General features: G+C 45.2%; 15 protein-coding genes and 2 riboswitches. Of the genes, 5 read left to right on the top strand and 10 right to left on the bottom strand.

The annotated features are described in order from the left end of the window. The first annotated feature begins 187 nt into the window (after nucleotides 1-187). A complete protein-coding gene (locus AAEY79_RS05340; protein ID WP_025651051.1) occupies nucleotides 188-1561 on the top strand; it encodes an NAD-dependent succinate-semialdehyde dehydrogenase in 1374 nt (457 codons plus the stop codon). Between the two features lie 82 nt (nucleotides 1562-1643). Here AAEY79_RS05340 and AAEY79_RS05335 read toward each other — a convergent pair whose 3' ends face one another. The 3 genes from AAEY79_RS05335 to AAEY79_RS05325 form a co-directional block, all read right to left on the bottom strand. Beyond that, on the bottom strand, nucleotides 1644-3086 hold the full coding sequence (locus AAEY79_RS05335) for an APC family permease (RefSeq protein WP_173239685.1): 1443 nt from the start codon (nucleotides 3084-3086) through the stop codon (nucleotides 1644-1646). Between the two features lie 372 nt (nucleotides 3087-3458). After that, nucleotides 3459-4721, bottom strand: a complete 1263-nt coding sequence (gabT, locus tag AAEY79_RS05330) for a 4-aminobutyrate--2-oxoglutarate transaminase (protein ID WP_201632061.1) — start codon at nucleotides 4719-4721, stop codon at nucleotides 3459-3461. A gap of 129 nt (nucleotides 4722-4850) precedes the next feature. Then, nucleotides 4851-6317, bottom strand: coding sequence for an NAD-dependent succinate-semialdehyde dehydrogenase (locus tag AAEY79_RS05325; RefSeq protein ID WP_350588094.1), 1467 nt, complete (start codon nucleotides 6315-6317; stop codon nucleotides 4851-4853). A 338-nt stretch (nucleotides 6318-6655) separates the two neighbouring features. Here AAEY79_RS05325 and AAEY79_RS05320 point away from each other — a divergent pair, with 338 nt between their 5' ends. After that, nucleotides 6656-7426, top strand: coding sequence for an IclR family transcriptional regulator (locus AAEY79_RS05320; RefSeq protein WP_025651254.1), 771 nt, complete (start codon nucleotides 6656-6658; stop codon nucleotides 7424-7426). Between the two features lie 40 nt (nucleotides 7427-7466). Here the strand turns inward: AAEY79_RS05320 and AAEY79_RS05315 are convergent, their stop codons facing one another. Together AAEY79_RS05315 and AAEY79_RS05310 are read right to left on the bottom strand one after the other, a co-directional pair. Next, a complete protein-coding gene (locus AAEY79_RS05315) occupies nucleotides 7467-8675 on the bottom strand; it encodes a CaiB/BaiF CoA transferase family protein (RefSeq protein ID WP_407074176.1) in 1209 nt (402 codons plus the stop codon). A gap of 186 nt (nucleotides 8676-8861) precedes the next feature. Beyond that, complete coding sequence (locus tag AAEY79_RS05310) at nucleotides 8862-10046, bottom strand: acyl-CoA dehydrogenase (protein ID WP_101212124.1); 1185 nt, start codon at nucleotides 10044-10046, stop codon at nucleotides 8862-8864. Nucleotides 10047-10222: 176 nt separating this feature from the next. Here AAEY79_RS05310 and AAEY79_RS05305 point away from each other — a divergent pair, with 176 nt between their 5' ends. The 3 genes from AAEY79_RS05305 (at nucleotide 10223) to AAEY79_RS05295 (ending at nucleotide 14411) form a co-directional block, all read left to right on the top strand. Then, nucleotides 10223-11050 carry an IclR family transcriptional regulator gene (locus AAEY79_RS05305; protein ID WP_201632054.1) on the top strand — a complete coding sequence of 276 codons (828 nt, stop codon included), beginning with the start codon at nucleotides 10223-10225 and terminating at the stop codon, nucleotides 11048-11050. A gap of 526 nt (nucleotides 11051-11576) precedes the next feature. After that, nucleotides 11577-13382, top strand: coding sequence for an FMN-binding glutamate synthase family protein (locus tag AAEY79_RS05300; RefSeq protein ID WP_201565968.1), 1806 nt, complete (start codon nucleotides 11577-11579; stop codon nucleotides 13380-13382). A 207-nt stretch (nucleotides 13383-13589) separates the two neighbouring features. Next, entirely contained in the window at nucleotides 13590-14411 is an 822-nt protein-coding gene (locus AAEY79_RS05295) for a phosphodiester glycosidase family protein (RefSeq protein ID WP_025651264.1), read from the top strand. A 121-nt stretch (nucleotides 14412-14532) separates the two neighbouring features. Here the strand turns inward: AAEY79_RS05295 and AAEY79_RS05290 are convergent, their stop codons facing one another. From AAEY79_RS05290 to AAEY79_RS05270, 5 genes are all read right to left on the bottom strand, one after another. Further along, complete coding sequence (locus AAEY79_RS05290) at nucleotides 14533-15729, bottom strand: globin domain-containing protein (protein WP_025651265.1); 1197 nt, start codon at nucleotides 15727-15729, stop codon at nucleotides 14533-14535. A gap of 450 nt (nucleotides 15730-16179) precedes the next feature. After that, nucleotides 16180-17403 carry a VWA domain-containing protein gene (locus AAEY79_RS05285; protein WP_201583947.1) on the bottom strand — a complete coding sequence of 408 codons (1224 nt, stop codon included), beginning with the start codon at nucleotides 17401-17403 and terminating at the stop codon, nucleotides 16180-16182. A gap of 81 nt (nucleotides 17404-17484) precedes the next feature. Then, the gene (locus tag AAEY79_RS05280) at nucleotides 17485-18348 is read right to left on the bottom strand and encodes a MoxR family ATPase (RefSeq protein ID WP_025651267.1); all 864 of its coding nucleotides are present in this window, start codon (nucleotides 18346-18348) and stop codon (nucleotides 17485-17487) included. A 297-nt stretch (nucleotides 18349-18645) separates the two neighbouring features. After that, on the bottom strand, nucleotides 18646-19257 hold the full coding sequence (locus tag AAEY79_RS05275) for a hypothetical protein (RefSeq protein ID WP_201583945.1): 612 nt from the start codon (nucleotides 19255-19257) through the stop codon (nucleotides 18646-18648). A gap of 256 nt (nucleotides 19258-19513) precedes the next feature. Next, the gene (locus tag AAEY79_RS05270; RefSeq protein ID WP_101212116.1) at nucleotides 19514-19834 is read right to left on the bottom strand and encodes a YcgL domain-containing protein; all 321 of its coding nucleotides are present in this window, start codon (nucleotides 19832-19834) and stop codon (nucleotides 19514-19516) included. 237 nt (nucleotides 19835-20071) lie between these two features. Beyond that, nucleotides 20072-20211: riboswitch (glycine riboswitch) on the top strand. A 56-nt stretch (nucleotides 20212-20267) separates the two neighbouring features. Next, nucleotides 20268-20446, top strand: a riboswitch (glycine riboswitch). Nucleotides 20447-20473: the final 27 nt, after the last annotated feature.

The raw sequence follows: 20473 nt of genomic DNA, 5'->3' as shown, positions 1-20473 counted from the left end.
GACAGCGCTATTAAAATGCTAGAGTCATTGTAGATGTTTTGGCACTCTTTTTACGAATCTGAAAACTATAAAATGACTGACAACCATAAGAACAATCCACGCGCTTTATGATAAAAAATAGAGTAATTTGCCACACAATCAAAAATGGATCTTAATCCAAGGACATTTTAAACTAAAGGACATAACTATGAGCGAATATCAAGTTAGCAACCCATCTACAGGTGAAATTGAAGCCACTTATCCTACAGCGACTGAGCAAGATATCCAGAATGCCATTGAGCAAGCGGATAATGCGTATCAGGACTGGCAAAAAACGTCGCTTAGCGAACGTAGTGTTATATTAAATAAAGTCGCTGACCTCTATATTGAGCGCCAAGACGAGCTAGCACGTATCGTTGCCAACGAAATGGGCAAGCCTGTCGCACAAGCCAAAGGTGAAATCCAGCTAGTTGCCGAAATTTATCGTTATTACGCAGACAACGCAGCGCAGCTATTAGCACCAAATAAGATTGATGTTGCAGAAGGTTCAGCCTCGGTAGAAAAACTACCAGTTGGTGTGTTACTTGGCATCATGCCATGGAACTATCCACATTATCAGGTAGCACGTTTTGTCGCACCGAACTTTATGGCAGGTAATACGGTCATTCTAAAACATGCACCGCAATGCCCTAATACGGCAGAAGTCATCGCTGAGATGCTGACAGAAGCAGGCTTGCCTAATGGCGTGTATAACAATGTTTTTGCTACTAACGATCAAGCAGCAACGATTATTGAAGACACTAGAGTTCAAGGTATTTCTTTGACAGGCTCTGAACGTGCAGGACAAGCGGTTGCAAAAATAGCAGGCGGCGCACTTAAAAAAGTCGTTTTAGAACTTGGCGGCTCTGATGCCTTTATCGTTGCAGCAGATGCTGACATCGAACAAGCCGTACAAGGTGCGATCACAGGTCGTTTCGGTAATACTGGCCAGGCTTGTAATGCTGCTAAGCGTTTAATTATCGTCGAAAGCGTTTACGACCAGTTTGTTAAAGGCTTTACTGACGCCGTACGTGGCATGAGCCTAGCTGATCCACAAAGTGAAGATACTTTCATTGGTCCGATGTCTTCGAAGGCCGCAGCAACCAACTTGCAAGAGCAGTTAGACAATGCTGTTAAAGCTGGTGCAACCGTTCTAGTCGAAGGCGGCATAGTCAAAGACAAGCCCGGTGCTTGGTTTGCACCTGCTGTATTGACAGACGTCAATGATTCAATGGATGTTTATAGTCAAGAGTTGTTCGGTCCTGTCGCCGTTATCTACAAAGCGGATGACATTGCACATGCTATCAAAATTGCTAATGATGTGCCTTTTGGTTTGGGTGCTTCTATCCAAACTCAAGATGCCGCATTGGCAGCAGAGATTGCTGAGCAATTAGAAGTGGGTATGGTAACTATTAATGCTCCTTCTGGTACCGAAGCCAACACCCCATTCGGTGGCGTTAAACGCTCAGGATTTGGTCGCGAGCTAGGTACTCTTGGTATTACAGAATTTCTAAACTACAAGTTGATCCGCGATAAATCGTAATCAATAGCGTATTTTTTAGATAAACAAAAAGCCTAACATTAGATGTTAGGCTTTTTTATGCATGATCATTGATAAAAAAATCTTATCGTTTAGGTGGGTTATCTTTTAGCCACAACTGGTTAACAATTTTTAATTCACGTAGCTCTTCTGCCATAATTGACTCACTAATACCCGGATACTTGATCCTTGCATAGCCATATAATGCAATACCTAGCACAGTCCAGCCAAAGAAAATCCACCATTCAATGGGTGTTAGCGCCGATGGCATACCTGGCATATATAACATCAATAAACCAAAACTTAGTGCAATCGTAACCATACCAACGAGCTTACCTGCTGGTATTTTAAATGGACGTACCATATCAGGTTCGCGGTAGCGTAGTACTAGGAATGAGATAGCGACACAGGTATAAGCAATAACGATACCAAAGCCACCGGCATCGACGATCCAAACCAGCATTTTACGACCAAATAATGGCGCTAATGTCGCCAAACCACCGATTAATAGAATGGCATTCGACGGCGTCTTATACTTTGGATGTAGCTTGCCCAAGAAGGCAGGCAACATACGTGCTTTTGACATGGCGTATAGTAGACGACTACCACCGATTAAGAAGGCATTCCAGCTTGATAAAATCCCAAGCACACCGCCAATCACCAGCAAAATTCCTGCCCACTTACCTTGCCATGCATTGGTCATCGCATCAGCAGTAGCAAGGGTTGAGTCCTCTGCTTGTACAAGTGGCAGCGTCGTCCCCACGCTCCAAGCAATACCCACATACCACATCACCGCAACGACGATAGAGATGATCAAAAACTTACCGATATTAGGACGAGTTAGATCGATCTCTTCTGCTGCCTGCGGGATAACGTCAAAACCAACAAACATAAAAGGCACCATGACGATGACCGCCATCATACCGCCGATACCACCAATAAACGCGGGCGCTTGTATCGAATTTGAGCCCTCAGGATTGAACAAGACCGCACCGATAAACAGTAATGTACCGACGAATAAAATGCCCAATACCGCCGTTTTTTGAAACCAAGCACTGACTTCCATACCGCGTATATTTAGCCACGTCACAATAATTGAGCCGAGCATCCCGACGCCTACCCAGGTGGCATAGACATCCCAACCAGCGATGGTCCACAGATACCCTTGGTTATAGTTGGGAATGAAATACTCTACGACGGTCGGTAAAGCAACTGCCTCAAAAGCGACCACTGAAAAATAACCGAACAGAATACTCCACGAACAAATAAAGGAGACATTCACCCCTAGTGCTCGGTGCGTATAAGTATGCTCACCGCCCGTAATCGGCATGGAGGCCGCCAGCTCAGCATAAGTCACACCAATCAGTATCACTGCCAAACCGCCAATAAAGAACGCCAGCATCGCGCCCCATGTCCCAGCAGATAAAATCCAGCCTCCTGCCAAGACTACCCAGCCCCAACCGACCATAGCTCCGAATGCTAAGGCAATAATATCTAGCGTCCCTAACGATTTTTTTAATTCAGACATAACTTACTCCTTGTCTGTGTGTCGTCCGTGTTAACCTTTTATGGCCACACTATTTATGGCCACACTATGTTTTGTTTAGTGGGATAGCACCCATCATAATTATCATATATACCTTTTGATTCAAGCTGTCATATACTACCAGAGCACTTTTAAACCGCTACGGTGTTACCCGCCCTAGATGTACTCAATGTACTATCTGCGGTCGGTCGCCTTATAGCGATTTTAAAATTCCTTGACTATACCTGTTTGAGATTCAAATAGTAGAGACAGCAACGGCGTCTTGACTTGCAAGGCGCCGTTGTAAAAAATGTACTCAAAGCGAGTGCCATATGGGCAATCTTGCTGTTCTATCAACTATTGGCTCAATATTTATTAAGCCGTTAGGATACCTTTGATCATATCTAATCCTTCTTGCAGTACTTCATCTTCAACGGTGAGCGGCACCATCACACGAATGGCGTTGCCAAACATGCCGCACGAGGCTAATAGTAGACCTTGCTCGAATGCTTTGGCTTTTAAGTTAGTAGTCGCCTCGACATCAGGCTTGCCGTCACTGTCGATTAATTCAAACGCAAGCATCGCGCCTTTATGGCGAATATGACCGATGCTACTTAGGTTTAAATCCTTTAAGAATGCTTCGATTTTGTCTCCAATCTCAATACTACGCTCAAGCAGGTTCTCTTCTTCGATGACTTCCATCACTGCCAATGCAGCAACACACGCCAATGGGTTACCAGAATAAGTACCGCCCAAACCACCTACTTGCGGCGCATCCATAATATCAGCGCGACCGATAACGGCAGAAATAGGATAACCACCTGCCAAGCTCTTGGCACTGGTCATCAAGTCCGGCTCAACGCCTAACTGCTCACTGGCGAACAACGTACCCGTACGCGCAAAACCACACTGCACTTCATCAAAAATCAGTACGATGCCATGCTCATCACAAATCTCGCGTAAGGCTTTGGCAAATGATGGCGTCACTTGATGGAAACCACCCTCGCCTTGTACTGGCTCGATAATCATCGCCGCCACTTCACTAGGATCGATATCCGCTTGAAAGATCATCTCAAGGCTATGCAATGCTTGTGCTTCGGTGACGTTCAGCTCTTCTGCTGGGAATAGCGCATGAAAGACAGGGCCTGGCATCGGACCAAAGTTCTTTTTGTACGGCAACACTTTACCCGTCAGACTCATGCACATCAGCGTGCGACCATGCCAACCGCCAACGAAAGAGATGACGCCCGGGCGACCAGTTTTTGCACGAGCAATCTTTATACAGTTTTCGACGGCTTCTGCGCCAGTGGTTAAAAAGAACGCTTTTTTCTCACCGCTGATAGGGGCTTTTTCGCAAAGCTTTTCGGCAAGATCGACATAGCATTCATAGTTAATCATTTGTGCCGCAGTATGGGTAAACTTATCAAGTTGCTCATGGACACGCTGAGTGATTTTCGGATGGCTGTGACCAGTATTGAGTACTGAGATACCGCCGACGAAATCGATATAGCGATTGCCTTCCACATCCCAAACTTCAGAGTTTTTGGCTTTTTCTGCGAAGATAGGAAAGGCAACACCAAGTCCTGTTGGTAAAACGGCTTTGCGGCGCGCAAGTAATGATTGATTGGTCGTAGTCATGAGAATGTCCTTTTCATTATTTTTAATATGAGCGCCATTGATTAGATAGTCGCTCATTTAACAAGCATTAGGTGCTAGATAAGAGGTGCTTTTAATAAACAGCTTACAGTGCGGCGTTGAAATCAAACATTAGCTGACGTCAGAACACCAGTATTTGGTCACGACATATTCTTCGATGCCGTATTTTGAGCCTTCACGGCCAAAGCCAGACTGCTTGACGCCACCAAATGGCGCAACTTCAGTAGATATCAAACCAGTGTTGTGGCCGATAATGCCGTACTCAAGACCTTCGGTGACGCGCCATGAGCGTGCATAACTGCCGCTATAGAAGTAAGCGGCCAAACCATAAATCGTGTCGTTGGCTTGACGGATGGCTTCTGCTTCATCGTCAAAAACGAATATCGTCGCGATAGGACCAAAAATCTCTTCAGCAGCGATATCCATGTCGGTACTGATATCGGTAATGACGGTTGGGTTAAAGCTAAGCGGAGAAGCGTCATTTTTGTCACCACCAGTGACCAAGTGAGCGCCTTTATCCAAGGCATCTTTTAATAACGCTTGTACTTTTTCTAAGCCCTTTTCATTGATCAAAGGACCAATATTAACGCCCTCATCCATACCATTGCCGACGTTAAGTGCTTCAACTTTTTTCACAAAAATATCGAGGAATTTATCTTTGATACTGGCTTGTACGTAGACACGGTTGGCACATACGCACGTTTGACCAGCGTTGCGGAATTTGGAGGCAATTAAACCATCAGCAGCTTTTTCGAGATCGGCATCATCAAAGACGATAAAGGGCGCATTGCCACCCAATTCTAGAGACAATTTTTTGATGGTTGGTGCGCACTGTGCCATCAAGGTACGACCGACTTCAGTAGAACCGGTGAACGATAGCTTTTGAATACGGGCATCACCCGTTAAGATTTCACCGATGACCGATGATTTGCCCGTCACTACTTGAATGACGCCTGCTGGGATACCAGCTTGCTCAGCTAATACACCAAGGGCTAAGGCCGAAAACGGGGTTTCGGTGGCAGGTTTGATGATGATGCTACAGCCAGAAGCCAAAGCAGGAGCCGCTTTACGGGTAATCATTGCCGCAGGGAAGTTCCAAGGTGTAATTGCTGCACAGACACCGACCGGTTGCTTTAAAACAACGTGGCGCAGTTGTGATTGATTGGCGGGGATGACATCGCCGTAGACGCGCTTACCTTCTTCGGCAAACCAGCGAATAAAGCTGTTGGCATAACCAATCTCACCACGTGATTCCGTCAATGGTTTACCTTGTTCGGCAGTCATAAGAATCGCGAGATCTTCTTTGTTTTCATCAATAAGATCGGCCCACTTTTGCAGTAGCTCGGCACGTTCTTTGGCCGTTTTTTCCGCCCATGATACTTGCGCTTTATGAGAGTAAGCGACCGCTTCATCGACGTCTTGTTTGGTTAAGCTTGGCACCGTACCGATGACTTCGCCATTAAAAGGATTGGTCACATCGATAGTCGCGCCGTCACTGGCACCTTGCCAGCCGTCTTTGATAAAACACTGCTGTTTTAGTAGCTCTGAATTCGATAGGGTTAGCGTATTTTTTGGCATCGTAACACTCCATGTGGGTCGTGATTTGCGCATTTATTATGGGCAAGCTATTTAACAATTTGATAATGTGGCCATTTAAAGTGAAAACTCAAAACTATGCCATTTTAAAAGTACGGCAACACCATTCATTGTTAGTAAGCTCATTATAAGAGACTAAAAATCAAAACGATCAGTCAGTAATAATTATTGCTCATCTGTATTTTGTTCAATATACTGAACATTAATTCTATATATGAGACATCATTATAAGAATGATGCGTCACTATTTGCAACCTTTATTCAAATTATTTTGAGTATTCTCTTCACTATTTTGGTTTTTACTTTTTTATAGGCGACTTATGAGCACAACGGCCGTTCCAGCATTGGACAAAACCTTTCAGATTTTAGATTTGATTACAGCAAGTCAACAGCCCTTGACTGCCGCTTATATCGCCAAGCAATTAAAGCTGCCGCGTAGTTCAACCCATAACATTTTGCAAAGCTTGCTGGCCAAGCATGTCATCTATAAAGATAGCGACAGCCGCTTTCATTTAGGCTCCTATCTGATGTATTGGGCCGGCAAGTATGAGCAGCAGCAAGGCGTCATCCAGCTATTTAAAGACCTCATCGTGCAGTATCCTATACTCATGCAGCATACCGTTACCTTATCCAAACTTGACTTGGGCGAAGTAGTATTTTTGGCCTGTCATGAAGCGCCTGCCCCGCTCGGCTTTACCTTCCGTGCTGGTGTGCGCGTGCCAGCGGTATTTTCAGCGACTGGCAAAGCGATGTTGTCTACGCTCTCCATCCAAACCATCGAATCTTTGTACGAAGGTATCTTCCCTGAACCACTGACGCCAAACGGTGTCGATAACTTTGCGGACTTATCTACTGAGATGGCCGCCATTCATGACAGTCGTATCTCACTCGATGACGGGCAATTACGCGAAGGTATGTACTGCTTGGGTACTTATATTCGCAATGCGTCAGGCAATGCCGTTGCAGGTATGGCGGTTAGCTTTTTGCAGGCAGAGTACGAGTCTAAGTATGCTGAGGTCAGTGCTGTGCTGATTGAATTGGCACAGCAAATTGAGCAGCGTTTGGGTTTTAAAGAGGAGCATTTGGCTTAGCTGTCTGATAAACGTCTCAAACAGTCAAATGAGCCATTAACTAAACAATCCCATCCGCTTTAAGCTTGGCAATCATCTCGCTGTCGTAACCCAAATCAGCAAGCGTGCTATCGGTATGCTCGCTCAATTGCGGTGGCGGCGTACGATAGCTGACAGGTGATGCAGAAAGCTTAATGGGATTACCCAGTGCTCTAACAGGACTACCCTGCTCACTAAAATCAACAATCATCTCGCGTGCCAATGCTTGCGGCATGGCTAAAGCTTCGGCCACGTTATGAATAGCACCGCACGGAATGCCTTCTTGATCCAATACCTCTAACCAATAGTTGCGTGGTTGCTCGCCGAACTTTTTGGCCAGCTCATTACATAGCAGCTCACGATTGGCAACGCGTTGCGGATTGGTCGTAAAGCGGCTGTCGCTATGCCAATCAATACCCAATACGTCACAAAGCTTGGCAAACTGGCTGTCATTACCACAGGCTAAGATAAAGTGCGCCTCCCCCTCACCAGCAAACACTTGATAAGGCACGATATTGGGATGCTGATTACCCAGTCTTGGCGGTACATCACCTGAGGCTAAATGATTCATACCGACGTTCGCTAACATCGCCAGTGCACTGTCAAGCAATGCTACATCGACATGTTGTCCAAATCCGGTATGCTGACGTGCCAGCAGTGCCGCTTGAATACCAATGGTCAGCTGCAAGCCTGCAAACAAATCAACGACGGCCACACCAACCTTGTGCGGTTCGCCGTCGCTTGGCCCAGTAATACTCATTAGTCCTGATAGCCCTTGAATAATATAGTCGTAACCGGGGCGCTTGGCGTCGGGACCTGTCTGACCAAACCCCGTCAATGACGCATAAATCAGACGTGGATTGGCTTGTTTTAAACTGTCGTAATCTAAGCCGTATTTCTTTAAACCACCCACCTTAAAGTTCTCAACGACAATATCGCTATCAGCAATGAGCTGTTTGATAATGGCTTGTCCTGCCGGTTTAGTAATATCGACGGTAAGCGATTTTTTATTGCGGTTAATAGTGGCGTAATAAGCGGAAGTGTCATCGCTGAATTTTGGCGGGGCCCAATGACGCGTTTCATCGCCGATATGTGGACGCTCAACTTTTATGACTTCTGCGCCCAGATCAGCAAGTACTTGTGTGCAAGAAGGGCCCGCCAATACTCTCGATAAATCCAGTACCTTGATACCATGCAACGCGCCCTCTGGCATATTAGCCCTATCAGTCATAATCATCCCTTATTTTGTAGCGTATTCTTTGATTTTTTGATCATAAAACTGTTCTGCATCATTTAGCCGCTTAACGGTTAAATCATGAAGAACAACTGAAAAACGTACGCTACTGTCTATAACTGCTTCGTAAAAAGCAAAACAATAACGTACGTCACAAAATACAGTTGTATCAATTAAAAACGCTTAAAAGAACGCTTGAATACCCGTCTGTGCACGACCTAAGATGAGCGCATGAATATCATGCGTCCCTTCATAAGTGTTGACCGCCTCTAGGTTCATGACGTGACGGATGATGTGATACTCATCAGAGATACCGTTACCGCCATGCATATCACGAGCGATACGCGCGACATCCAGCGCTTTACCACAGTTATTACGCTTAATCAGCGAAATCATCTCAGGCGCTGCATTGTCTTCATCCATCAGACGCCCAACACGTAGCGCTGCCTGTAGACCCAACGTGATTTCAGTTTGCATATTGGCAAGCTTCAACTGTACGAGCTGCGTCGCGGCTAGCGGACGACCAAACTGCTTGCGATCTAGCGTGTATTGACGAGCCGCTTTCCAGCAAAACTCAGCCGCGCCCATTGAGCCCCAAGCGATACCGTAACGGGCTTTATTTAAGCAACCAAACGGCCCTTTTAGACCACGGATATCTGGGAAGGCATTGGCTTCGGGAACGAACACTTTGTCCATGACAATCTCGCCAGTGACTGAGGCACGCAGTGAGAACTTCCCTTCAATCTTCGGCGCTGATAAGCCTTTCATGCCTTTATCTAAGATAAAACCACGAATATCACCAGCGTCATCTTTTGCCCACACCACAAACACATCCGCGATAGGACTGTTGGTAATCCACATCTTATTACCCGTCAGCTCATAACCGCCATCCACTGCACGCGCACGAGTCGACATCGATGAAGGATCAGAGCCGGAATCTGGCTCAGTCAGACCAAAGCAGCCGACATATTCGCCTGAAGCCAGCTTCGGCAAATATTGCTCTCTTTGCTCTTCGGTGCCGTACGCCCAAATAGGATGCATGACCAAGCTTGACTGTACACTCATCGCTGAACGATAGCCCGAGTCAACCGCTTCAATTTCTTTGGCAATCAAGCCGTAAGCGACACTAGACAAACCGGCACAGCCATAACCTTCAATCGTCACCCCAAGTAAGCCCATCTCACCCATTTGGCGCATGATATTACGATCAAAGTTCTCGTTGCGATTGGCCTCTAAAATACCAGGCATCAGCTCTTTTTGAAAAAACTGACGAGCACTTTCAGTGACCATGCGCTCTTCGTCAGTCAGCTGATCGCGTAATAAAAAAGGATCTTCCCAATCAAAACGTGGGCTAGTAGATGTTGCCATGTGGAGCTCCTTGGTGTCAGTCATCCTGACCGACGAGTAGTGAATGAGATATGAACTAACTTAGTAAGATATTGACTTCTTAATTCCGCTGTGCGAAACTTAGTTTCATAATATAAAACTATTTAAGCAAAATTTAGCCGCGTTGTAAACCCTTTATCAACACAGACGATTATAAAATGACAAAAAATGTATCAACAGCTCTGCCATTATTAGACCGAATCACTACTGTCATTGGTCAAAGCAAGGAAGATAATGACCGACAGTTTGTCACTGCGCTGGGACGTGGACTGACTTTATTAGCAGCCTTTGAAGACTGTGAGCAGCTCAGTCATCAACAATTATGCCAGATGACACAATTACCAAAAGCAACCGTTACACGCCTAATTTATACGTTAACCACGCTTGGATTTTTACGTCTTACCGAGCACGGACAGTATCAATTGGGCAGTAGCACGGTGCGACTCAGCGCCACTGCGTGGAGTCGCCACGATATGGTCGCAGCCGCTGAGCCACTGCTAAGGCAGTTTGCGAGTAGCAATGAAGTATCGGTGAACTTGGCAACAGAGGTCGAAGGAGAAATGCGCTATCACGCTTGTTGTCGCAGCCCTGCTCGCCTATCGGTCAATTTGCAAGTTGGCTCAGCAGTGCCGGTCACCCGTACCGCTATTGGTCGCGCTTTTTATGCAGTGAGCTCGCCAGTGAGACAGGCTGTTATTAGAAACAATCTACAAGAGCATTTATCCAAAGAAGAGTATGACCGCGCGCAGACTGCTTTATCTGAGTCTGCAGAGTATTATGCAAAATACGGCTATACGGTATCAGATGGTGAGTTTTCTACCGATATATTGGCCGTCGCCGTTGGCGTATTTGATGTGGCCACTGGACAGCATGCCTATTCGCTTAATGCCAGTGTGCCGAGTGCCAATTGGCAAGCGGACGAATATGCAGCGATGATTGTGCCAAAATTGCAGGCGTTGGCTGAAAGGATTGGCAGTGGTGGTTAGACAAGATGATTGAATTTATTATTTTTCATCGAGGTATACAGATACTGATAATATGATGAAATAGACTAATTATTATTCAATCAAAAATTTTAGAATTTTCTATGTGTTTGCTTTAAGCGCATAGACTACCCTTAGCCTATTCTAAGAGCAAAATTAGCACTCTGTTACCCAATTAAACCGATGCAGTGATATCATATGTGTATGATATCATCGATAAATTTAAGCGCTTTATTTTCCCATAATAACAATGATAACCGTATAGTTATTTTTTAACCTGTTATTTGCTAAGTTAGCGCCTTTTTAACTTATAGTCGATACTAAATAAAATGGATACGTTATTTAGGGTCTGTTGAACATTCAAATGTGGAACTGGTATAAATTTTTCTGGCTTGCTTTGCCCACGCCGACAGAGGCTGCAAAACCAACATTAAAAACTAAGCATCCCAGTCCCGCTGTATCTTTTTCGTATTGGACTGACTATATCGTTGCGTTTTTTAATCTTTACGCCTTACTGTTGAGCCTTGCTATGCCTGAATCTCGTACCAATCTAAACCCCAAACCTGAAAACAACTCCCCTTACCTGACTGGTGTTCTGCTACGTTACAGCACTTTTGCGGCAGCTATCTTGCTATTCTTAGCAGGGCTACTATTAACCAATTGGTGGCTGATTATTCTCGGTGGTTTGGCAGTAGGTTTGGGTATTTATGACTTGATTCAATCAAAGCATTCTATTCTTAGCAATTACCCTATCGCGGGTCATATTCGCTATGTCCTCGAAGACTTCCGTCCTGAGATTCGTCAGTATTTATTAGAGGATGATAAAGAGCAAGTACCGTTTTCACGCCAGCAACGTGCGCTCGTTTACCAACGTGCAAAGAACGTCAGCGATACCAATGCCTTTGGTACGTTGGATAATTTATACGCGCATGGTAAGGAGTGGTTTTTGCAGTCGGCAGTGAGTCAACCGTTAGAGAGCCAAGACTTTCGTATTATCGTTGGCGGCGAACGCTGCCAACAGCCGCACGATATGTCGGTGTTTAATATCTCGGCGATGAGCTTTGGTAGCTTATCAGCCAATGCCATTATGGCGCTCAATCAAGGTGCAAAGATTGGCGGCTTCACTCACGATACCGGTGAGGGCGCGATTAGCCCGTATCACCGCAAGTTCGGTGGCGATTTGATTTGGGAATTGGGTACGGGGTATTTTGGTTGCCGTGATGACAACGGCAATTTTGATCCACAGTCTTTCGCCGAAAAAGCGGTCGATCCACAAGTTAAAATGATTGAGATTAAGCTCTCTCAAGGTGCAAAACCTGGTAAAGGTGGCGTGCTACCTGCTGAGAAGATCACTCAAGAGATTGCTGATACCCGTCAAGTTCCTCTTGGGCAGGATTGCGTGTCGCCATCTTCGCATACCGCCTTTAGTACGCCACGCGAAATGGTGGCTTTTTGGCAACAGCTACGTGACTTATCAGGCGGCAAGCCCGTTGGTTTTAAGTTATGTGTGGGTCAACCGTGGCAGTTTATGGCCATTGTCAAAGCCATGATAGAAACGGATAACTATCCTGACTTTATTGTTATCGATGGCGCTGAAGGCGGTACGGGCGCAGCACCGGTTGAATTTATGGATAACGTCGGCATGCCGATGGTTGAAGGGTTTTTATTGGTACACAACACCTTGGTTGGTGCAGGCATCCGCAACAAGATTAAGCTTGGCGTCAGCGGCAAGATCGTATCCGGCTTTGATATTGCGCGTATGATTGCTTTGGGCGCAGACTGGTGCAACTCAGCGCGTGGCTTTATGTTTGCCGTTGGCTGTATTCAGTCACGCTCATGTCACACCAATACCTGCCCGACTGGTGTGGCTACTCAAGACCCGTATCGTCAAAAAGCACTGGATGTCCCCAGCAAAGCCGAGCGCGTCGCAAGCTTCCACAAGAACACCCTCAAATCTCTCGCCAGTATCGTGGGAGCGGTGGGACTTGAACACCCAAGTCAGTTGCAGCCTTATCATATCGCTCGCCGCTTAGACGACGGCCAAATCAAATTATTATCTAAGTTCTTTTACTTTACCGATAGAGGCGCTTTACTTGATCATAGTGCCCGCGCAGACGTTTTCAACCAGATGTGGGTCATGGCAAACCCCGATAGCTTCTTAGCCAATAACGATGCGTTGATTGCTTATAACAAGGACTCGCGTGATAAAGGCAAAGAAACCAGCGCACCCACAGAAGCAAGCCTGGGTAGTCCTGAATATAATGAAATCAATGGTGGTCGGCTGATTGGTAATGTCAATAATACCTTTCGCGACTTCCCGCCTGCTAGCAAATAATAAGCTAATAGCCATACAAGCCTATAAATTATAGACCCAATTATATCGTTAAAATCTTCTAAAAACGCGATGCTATTGCTGATATCAGTTTTTTGTAGCCTCTGTCTGCGCAGGCACAGCAAGCAAGAAAAGTTGATATCAGTTGTACATGATATATCGATATTACTTTTCACTGACTATAGTCCTAATATAAAAGACACCTCATTGATGCCAAGTTTCGGTTTTGCTTTACCCCACTCCCTACTGGCGGCAGCGCTTATGGCCTTGAGCGTTAGTGCCTGCCAGCCGATAGGTGCTGATGCATCTGACAATGATACAGAAAACTGGTCATGCGAAACACAAAACTCGCCGTTTTCTTATAGCATCTGCCGTATCGATACCAATGCATTAAATAGCGAGCGCTACTCTTTACAGCTGTTTTGGCAATCGTCTGCAAGCGAGCAACCTTTGCTAACCTTTGACAATGTAATAGCGACCTTGCCAGACAATCAAACGCTTAGTTTTGCCATGAATGCAGGCATGTATAACGAAAATTATGCACCGATTGGCTATACTGTCATCGATGGTAAAGAGATTCGTGCGTTAAATACCAAAGAAGGAGGCGGCAATTTTCATTTATTGCCCAATGGTGTGCTGTGGTGGGATAAGTCTGGCAAGGTAAAAATCACTGAAAGCAATGCTTTAAATGAGCAGCTTGAGAGCGGCAAAGCGCAGCCTTGGTATGCCACCCAATCGGGTCCGATGTTGGTTATCAATAACGAGATACATCCGCAGTTCAACTCTGATAGCACCTCACTCAAGCTACGCAATGGTGCCGGTGTTTGCAGCGATGGTAGCATCCAATTCGTCAATAGCGATGAGCCTGTGACGTTTTATCAATTTGCTGCGCTGTTTAAAGATGACTTAAACTGTGCAAATGCGCTATTTTTAGATGGCGGGATTGCATCGGCATTATATGCACCCAGCATCGCTACACATGATAAAAAAGAGATGGGTGTGATGATTGGCTTGGTTGAAAATAAAAATTAATATACCTTTTATACCTCTGCCTTCCTAAGCAGTTACTAACCATTTATTGTTTGAAATTAAAAAAGCACTTGAGACGATTTTGTCATCCAAGTGCTTTTTCTTTATCAACAATAGCTAAAAACTAGCCGCCCAGACTCATTTTAGGACCAAAGGGCTCATAATGGACGCTATCAACGCCATGATCTAATGTCATCAAGCCATCAATCATACTTTCCATAAATGGCATCGAGCCACAGACATAAATATCAGCAGGCTCAGGCAAGGTAGCAAGCCATGCCTCATCTAATAGTTGCCCAGACTCGAAGTAAAAAATATGCTTTTCTACGTGGTCGGCCTTATCTAACAGCGCATTCACTTCAGGATTAAAAGCGTGATGCGCTTCATTTTGGCAAGCATAAACCCAGATAATATGTCGTTTCGGATTGGTCAATACTTGCGCTTCTAACATGGATAATACAGGGGTCACGCCAACACCAGCACTCATCAATATCAATGGAATCTCATTTTGCTCAACCAGCTCTTGGTTGAGCGCAAAGTCGCCCGCCGGTGCCGACAATAGAACGGTATCACCCACTTCTAAATCATCATGTAGATAGTTAGAAACCAAACCGTGATGCTCATTACGGTTGTCGCGTCTCACAGCGAACTGGACGCCTGTATCGGTACTGGCAGAGTACAAAGAATAATGACGCAGGGCAACATGGTCGCTGGCCTTTGGATCTGTTTTGACCGTGATATATTGACCAGCGGTTAGATTTAATTTACTCAGGTCAATACTTTGTGTACTTTCTGAATGCTCGTTCACTGGCACAACCGTAAAGGCGGCGATATCCGTGGCAGCCGCTACCTTTTCAGTCACTTTAAAAGGTGAAAAACCCTGCCACATCGCCTCTTCATACATACCATGTTCAATCTGGATAAATACCGAAGCAATCTCATCATAAGCTTCCGTCCAAGCCGTAATGATATCATCATTGGCAGCCTCGCCTAGCACTTCTTTAATGGCACCGATTAAGTGCTTACCAACGATGGGATAATGCTCGGGCAAGATTTGTAACGCGCGATGCTTGTGACTGATTTGGGTGACCTGTGGCAATAACGTCGCCAATTTATCTAAGTGCTTAGCAGCGGCTAACACTGTCGTCGCCAGAGCCGTCTGTTGACGGCCCAATTTTTGATTGGTTTCGTTAAATATGTCCAACAGCTCGGGATGCTCTTCAAACATGTTTTTATAAAATACCGTGGTAATTGCCGTTCCATGCTCTTCAAGGACGGGTACGGTTGCTTTTACGATTTCTAACGTTTTTGGTGAAGCCATAATATCTCTCTTAGTGATGTATAACATTGCTTGGATAAGGTTAAAGTTAAGTTGTCAGCGGTGATTAGAATTGCCTAAATCAATCAAACATTTTGGCAATTCTAATTGAAGGGCTGACATAAATCTTTATAAGATATATTTAAAATGAATCTTATCATGTTTGTCTACGCATACCAATACTGAATCAGTATTTTCAGTTATTTTTAGCGTGATTGGCTTTTAGAGTGACAAGTTTTTAAAGTAACAGGCTTTTAGAATAAGTATCTCTGATTACTACTCTGGTAAAAACCAACAAAGCTGCAAACGGACGCTTATTTTGTGCCAAAAAAAGCAGCCATTATGAGCTTATAATGGCTGCTTGATTAGAGTCTGTTATACATGCAAATATAATACTGTTGGCGACTATTCTTTAGAGCAATCAGGATAATGCTCTAAACGATTGCGCTATAACTAGCGCGCCATATAGTTGGTCATCTCTTCAACACCGTGCAGAGTCATGGGGTACATCTTGTTATCAAAGATTTTTTTGATCTCAACGATGGTCTGGGTATACTGCCAATAAGAAGGCGCTTCAGGATTGAGCCACGCCACCTTGTCAAAATGCTCCAGTACCCGCTTCAACCACACAATACCTGCCTCATTATTCATATATTCAACGCTACCACCGACCGTCATCAGCTCATATGGCGACATCGACGCGTCACCAACGAAGATAACGCGATACTCGCGACCGTATTTATTGAGCAGCTCATAGGTTGGCATCGGCGCACTATGGCGACGGTTATTGTCCTTCCAGACATAGTCGTATAGACAGTTATGAAAGTAAAAGAACTCTAAGGTTTTAAATTCATTTCTAGCCGCAGAAAATAGCTTCTCTAAAGCCTCGACATGGACATCCATACTGCCGCCGACATCAAACAGCATCAGCACTTTGACACGATTACGCCGCTCAGCTTGCATATGAATATCGAGCACGCCTTTTTTGGCGGTGCGCTTGATGGTTTCATGAATGTCTAGCTCATCCGCGCTACCGGTGCGGGCAAACTGACGCAAGTTACGCAGTGCCATCTGAATTTGGCGCGTACCAAGCTGACTGTCGTCATCGAGATTGCGATATTTACGCTGCTCCCAGACTTTGGCTGCGCTACGCTTACGCGATTCACCGCCGACGCGTACTCCTTCTGGATGGTCGCCATAGGCCCCAAAGGGTGACGTACCGCCAGTGCCGACCCATTTACTGCCGCCTTGATGACGCTCTTTTTGCTCTTTCAGACGCTCTTCAAGCGCTTTCATCAGCTCCTCTAACGAGCCATATTTTTTTAGCAATCGGCGCTGTTCTTCGGTCAGATTTTTTGGATCGAGCTTGAGATCTAGCCACTCTTTAGGAATGTCCGTCAGCTTGGCCAACAGCTCATCCATATCGAGACTGTCGACGCCTTCAAAATAGTCAGACATGGCGCGGTCAAACTTATCAAAGTGGCGCTCGTCTTTGACCATGCACAGTCGAATCAGCCGATACATATCCTCGCGACTGCCAAAGGTAGACAGCTCTGGGTTTTCAGGATGTGGCTGCATCATCAGCCCTTGATCCAACGCAGCATTTAAGTCAAGTAGCTCACGCGTACTGACCGGCACACCGTAAGTACGTAAGGTATAGAACAATTTGATAAACATAAGAGTCGCATCGCTTATTGGCTGATATGGTGACGAGTGAAGCCGTTTTCTTCATTTCAATCATGACAAATGGTCTGTCGCTTAACGACGCATCATATTAGCAAAGCGCTGCAATAAATTGACATCGGCTTCGTTTTTGAGCAGTGCACCATATAACGGCGGAATAGACTTCTCACCGCGCAGGTTTTCTTCTAGCTCTGCTTGAGCCATATCGTCAGCCAGTAGCAACGTTAACCAATCGACCAACTCTGAGGTTGATGGTGGCTTTTTAAGCCCTTGAACATTACGCAGCTTATAAAAGATATCGAGCGCATCATTGACCAGTTTTTCTTGAATATTAGGGAAATGGACGTCGATGATTTGACGCATAGTGTCCTCTTCTGGGAAGTCGATATAATGAAAGAAGCAACGACGCAAGAAGGCATCGGGCAGCTCTTTTTCATTGTTTGAGGTGATAATAACGACCGGACGCTGTGCAGCAGTGATGGTCTCGCCTGTCTCATAGACATAAAACGACATCTTATCGAGTTCATGCAATAAGTCATTAGGAAACTCGATATCGGCTTTATCAATCTCATCAATCAATAACACACTGCGCTCGTTACTGGTAAAGGCATCCCACAGCTTACCGGGCTTGATATAGTTGCCAATCTCATAAACCTTATCATCACCCAACTGCGAATCACGCAAGCGCGAGACGGCATCATATTCATACAGCCCTTGCTCCGCCTTGGTGGTTGATTTGATATGCCACGTAATCAGCGGCATACCCAAACTTTCAGCCACTTCTTCAGCCAGTAAGGTTTTACCTGTACCCGGCTCCCCTTTGATGAGTAGCGGCTTTTGCAAAGTCATCGCCGCGTTGACTGCCAATTGCAAGTCGTCGGTGGCAATATAGCTTTGCGTGCCAGTAAAGCTTTTCTTTGTTTTGTCAGTCGTGGTCATAATCAAGTCTCAGTTATTGTTATAAATTAAATGAATTAGAAGGCAAGTGATGAAAGGTAAATAATGAATTAGATTAGCACAGCATGATTGATTGCCAAAATACTCATGCGTTCGCAGTTGCTCGCAATTATCACCAATATCCAAACATACTACTCTATCTAGGCATGGATTGATAAACGAACACGCTCACATAAAAAAAGACACGCACCGGTGTCTTTTTTTACTTATTCAGATTATTGCTTATGCAGATTGTTACTTATTCAGAGCTCTAGTACCTTCATAAGGGCAACTTTACCGTTAAAGCTGATCGGTTTTTTTGGGTAATTTGCTGTCTTTTTTTAAATTGATGTCCGCTTTAGGCTGCGACGCTAATGAGCCATTATCAGGCTGTCCAACGAGGTTTGGATTTTCTGTCAGATAATTGCCAGTGGTTAATTGAACCGTTGCCTGCGTGTCTTCTGCACTACGGCTGCGTGCTTTGTCCAAACTTGACTCAAACGCGCCGCGAATAAGTTGCCAGACAAAACCAACAAACAAGCCAACCACTAACACCACCAGTATCGGTAGCATATTAGCAACTGCGCCCGCCATATCCTTCATCATGATGGCATAGACGACACCAATGCTCGCCGGCGCGATCACACTAGGATCGCCAAGGGTGGTGCCTGGTGCCAACAACACAGCAAACAGTATCATCCAGCTCATACCACCGAGTGGCCGTGGTAGCATGCGAGCGACCAACAACCACAATACCAACACAATCACGACACCACCAAGATACGCATACATCGGTAAGTCTGCGGGTGGCACATCTTTTACCAGCTGTCCCCACCAGATAGTAATCTCACCGAGAATATCACTGATGGCTTCTAGCGGTAAGCTGTTTACGATATTTTTTAACCAGTCCATGCGTGTTTAGTTACCTGCGTTTATAAACCTAGCAAGACGTTGTGCGCCTAGCAGTAGCTACAATAGCTATATGGTACGTTCTGTCGTACTAAAAATAAGACCGAATACATCATCGACATGTACGCTTGATAGGTTCTAGTTTATCACGACTTCTTAATAAAAAGCATGCTGCCCATTGCTGAGACCTGTTTTTTTATCGCTTACTCAAAGAAAAGAATGAAGTGTACTTGCCTATTAATCGTTGCAAAAAAGCATGTTAGTCGTAAATATTGTCCTGCGCTTCGCGTGCACGTAACTCTGCTTGCCGGCGCATAACGTCTTGTGGCGGCATCTGTACAAAGTATCCTTGCGCTTGTAACTTTGCCAATACCTCTGCTTTATCAACGCGCGCAAGCGTCGGTGTCGCCCCTAAATCTAGATGCATCACAAACTTACTGCGACCTAAACCAGCACGAAAATCTTTGGGTAACACGCCAAGCCAGTCCTTCAGCTCGTCGGTGTCATCAGGATAATCAGGGCGAGCAATATAGACATACATACCGTCATGTTTGGAAAATTTATAAATATCACAATGCATAAGGACCACCTATCAGAAACTATAGGCGTAGGTTAGCATAATTTCGCTAAATTTCAGTAGTCGCTTTACGTTCTGCTATGGTAAACCATGCCAAAATTATGCGCTGTCATAAAGACTAAAGCGTTCAACTTATCGATACTTCGACCGTTTATTCTAACAATAATGTCGTTTTCGACAAAATTATGCACTTTAATGCGGTTGATGACTTGTAAAAGTGCCCTGAACCTTTCATAATAAAAGCGTTTTTCAGGAGAGAGTCTGCGGGCGCAACTGTTGTATCAGACCGTATTGGTCATACCACGTTGCACGTTGCCACCAGACCACCGAAGGCGCATCCACCCTGCCAATCGCTCAGGTAAAAGGACTGAAAAGCACATGTCATCTTTGTTTGCTGTGATGCCATCATTTGTGCATCACATACTCAAGCATTGGGCATAACAAATCTGGAGAGCGGTAAGGACGGACGACGTCTTACCCACCGAAGGGGAGAAAATACGCTATCATCAGTGATAGGTCTTTTAAAGCCAAGCTCTTTATATATTTTTTAGAGCTGCCTTTAAAACCATGATGATTCGTGTTGAAAATCTCAGGTCACAGGACAGATAGGGCTTTTGCTTAAACCGACGTTCAGCGTTTGTT

It is taken from the genome of Psychrobacter sp. GW64-MNA-CIBAN-0177 (genome assembly GCF_040309585.1).
Taxonomy (GTDB): Bacteria; Pseudomonadota; Gammaproteobacteria; order Pseudomonadales; family Moraxellaceae; genus Psychrobacter; species Psychrobacter okhotskensis.
This window is presented reverse-complemented; position numbering and strand designations above follow the sequence as displayed.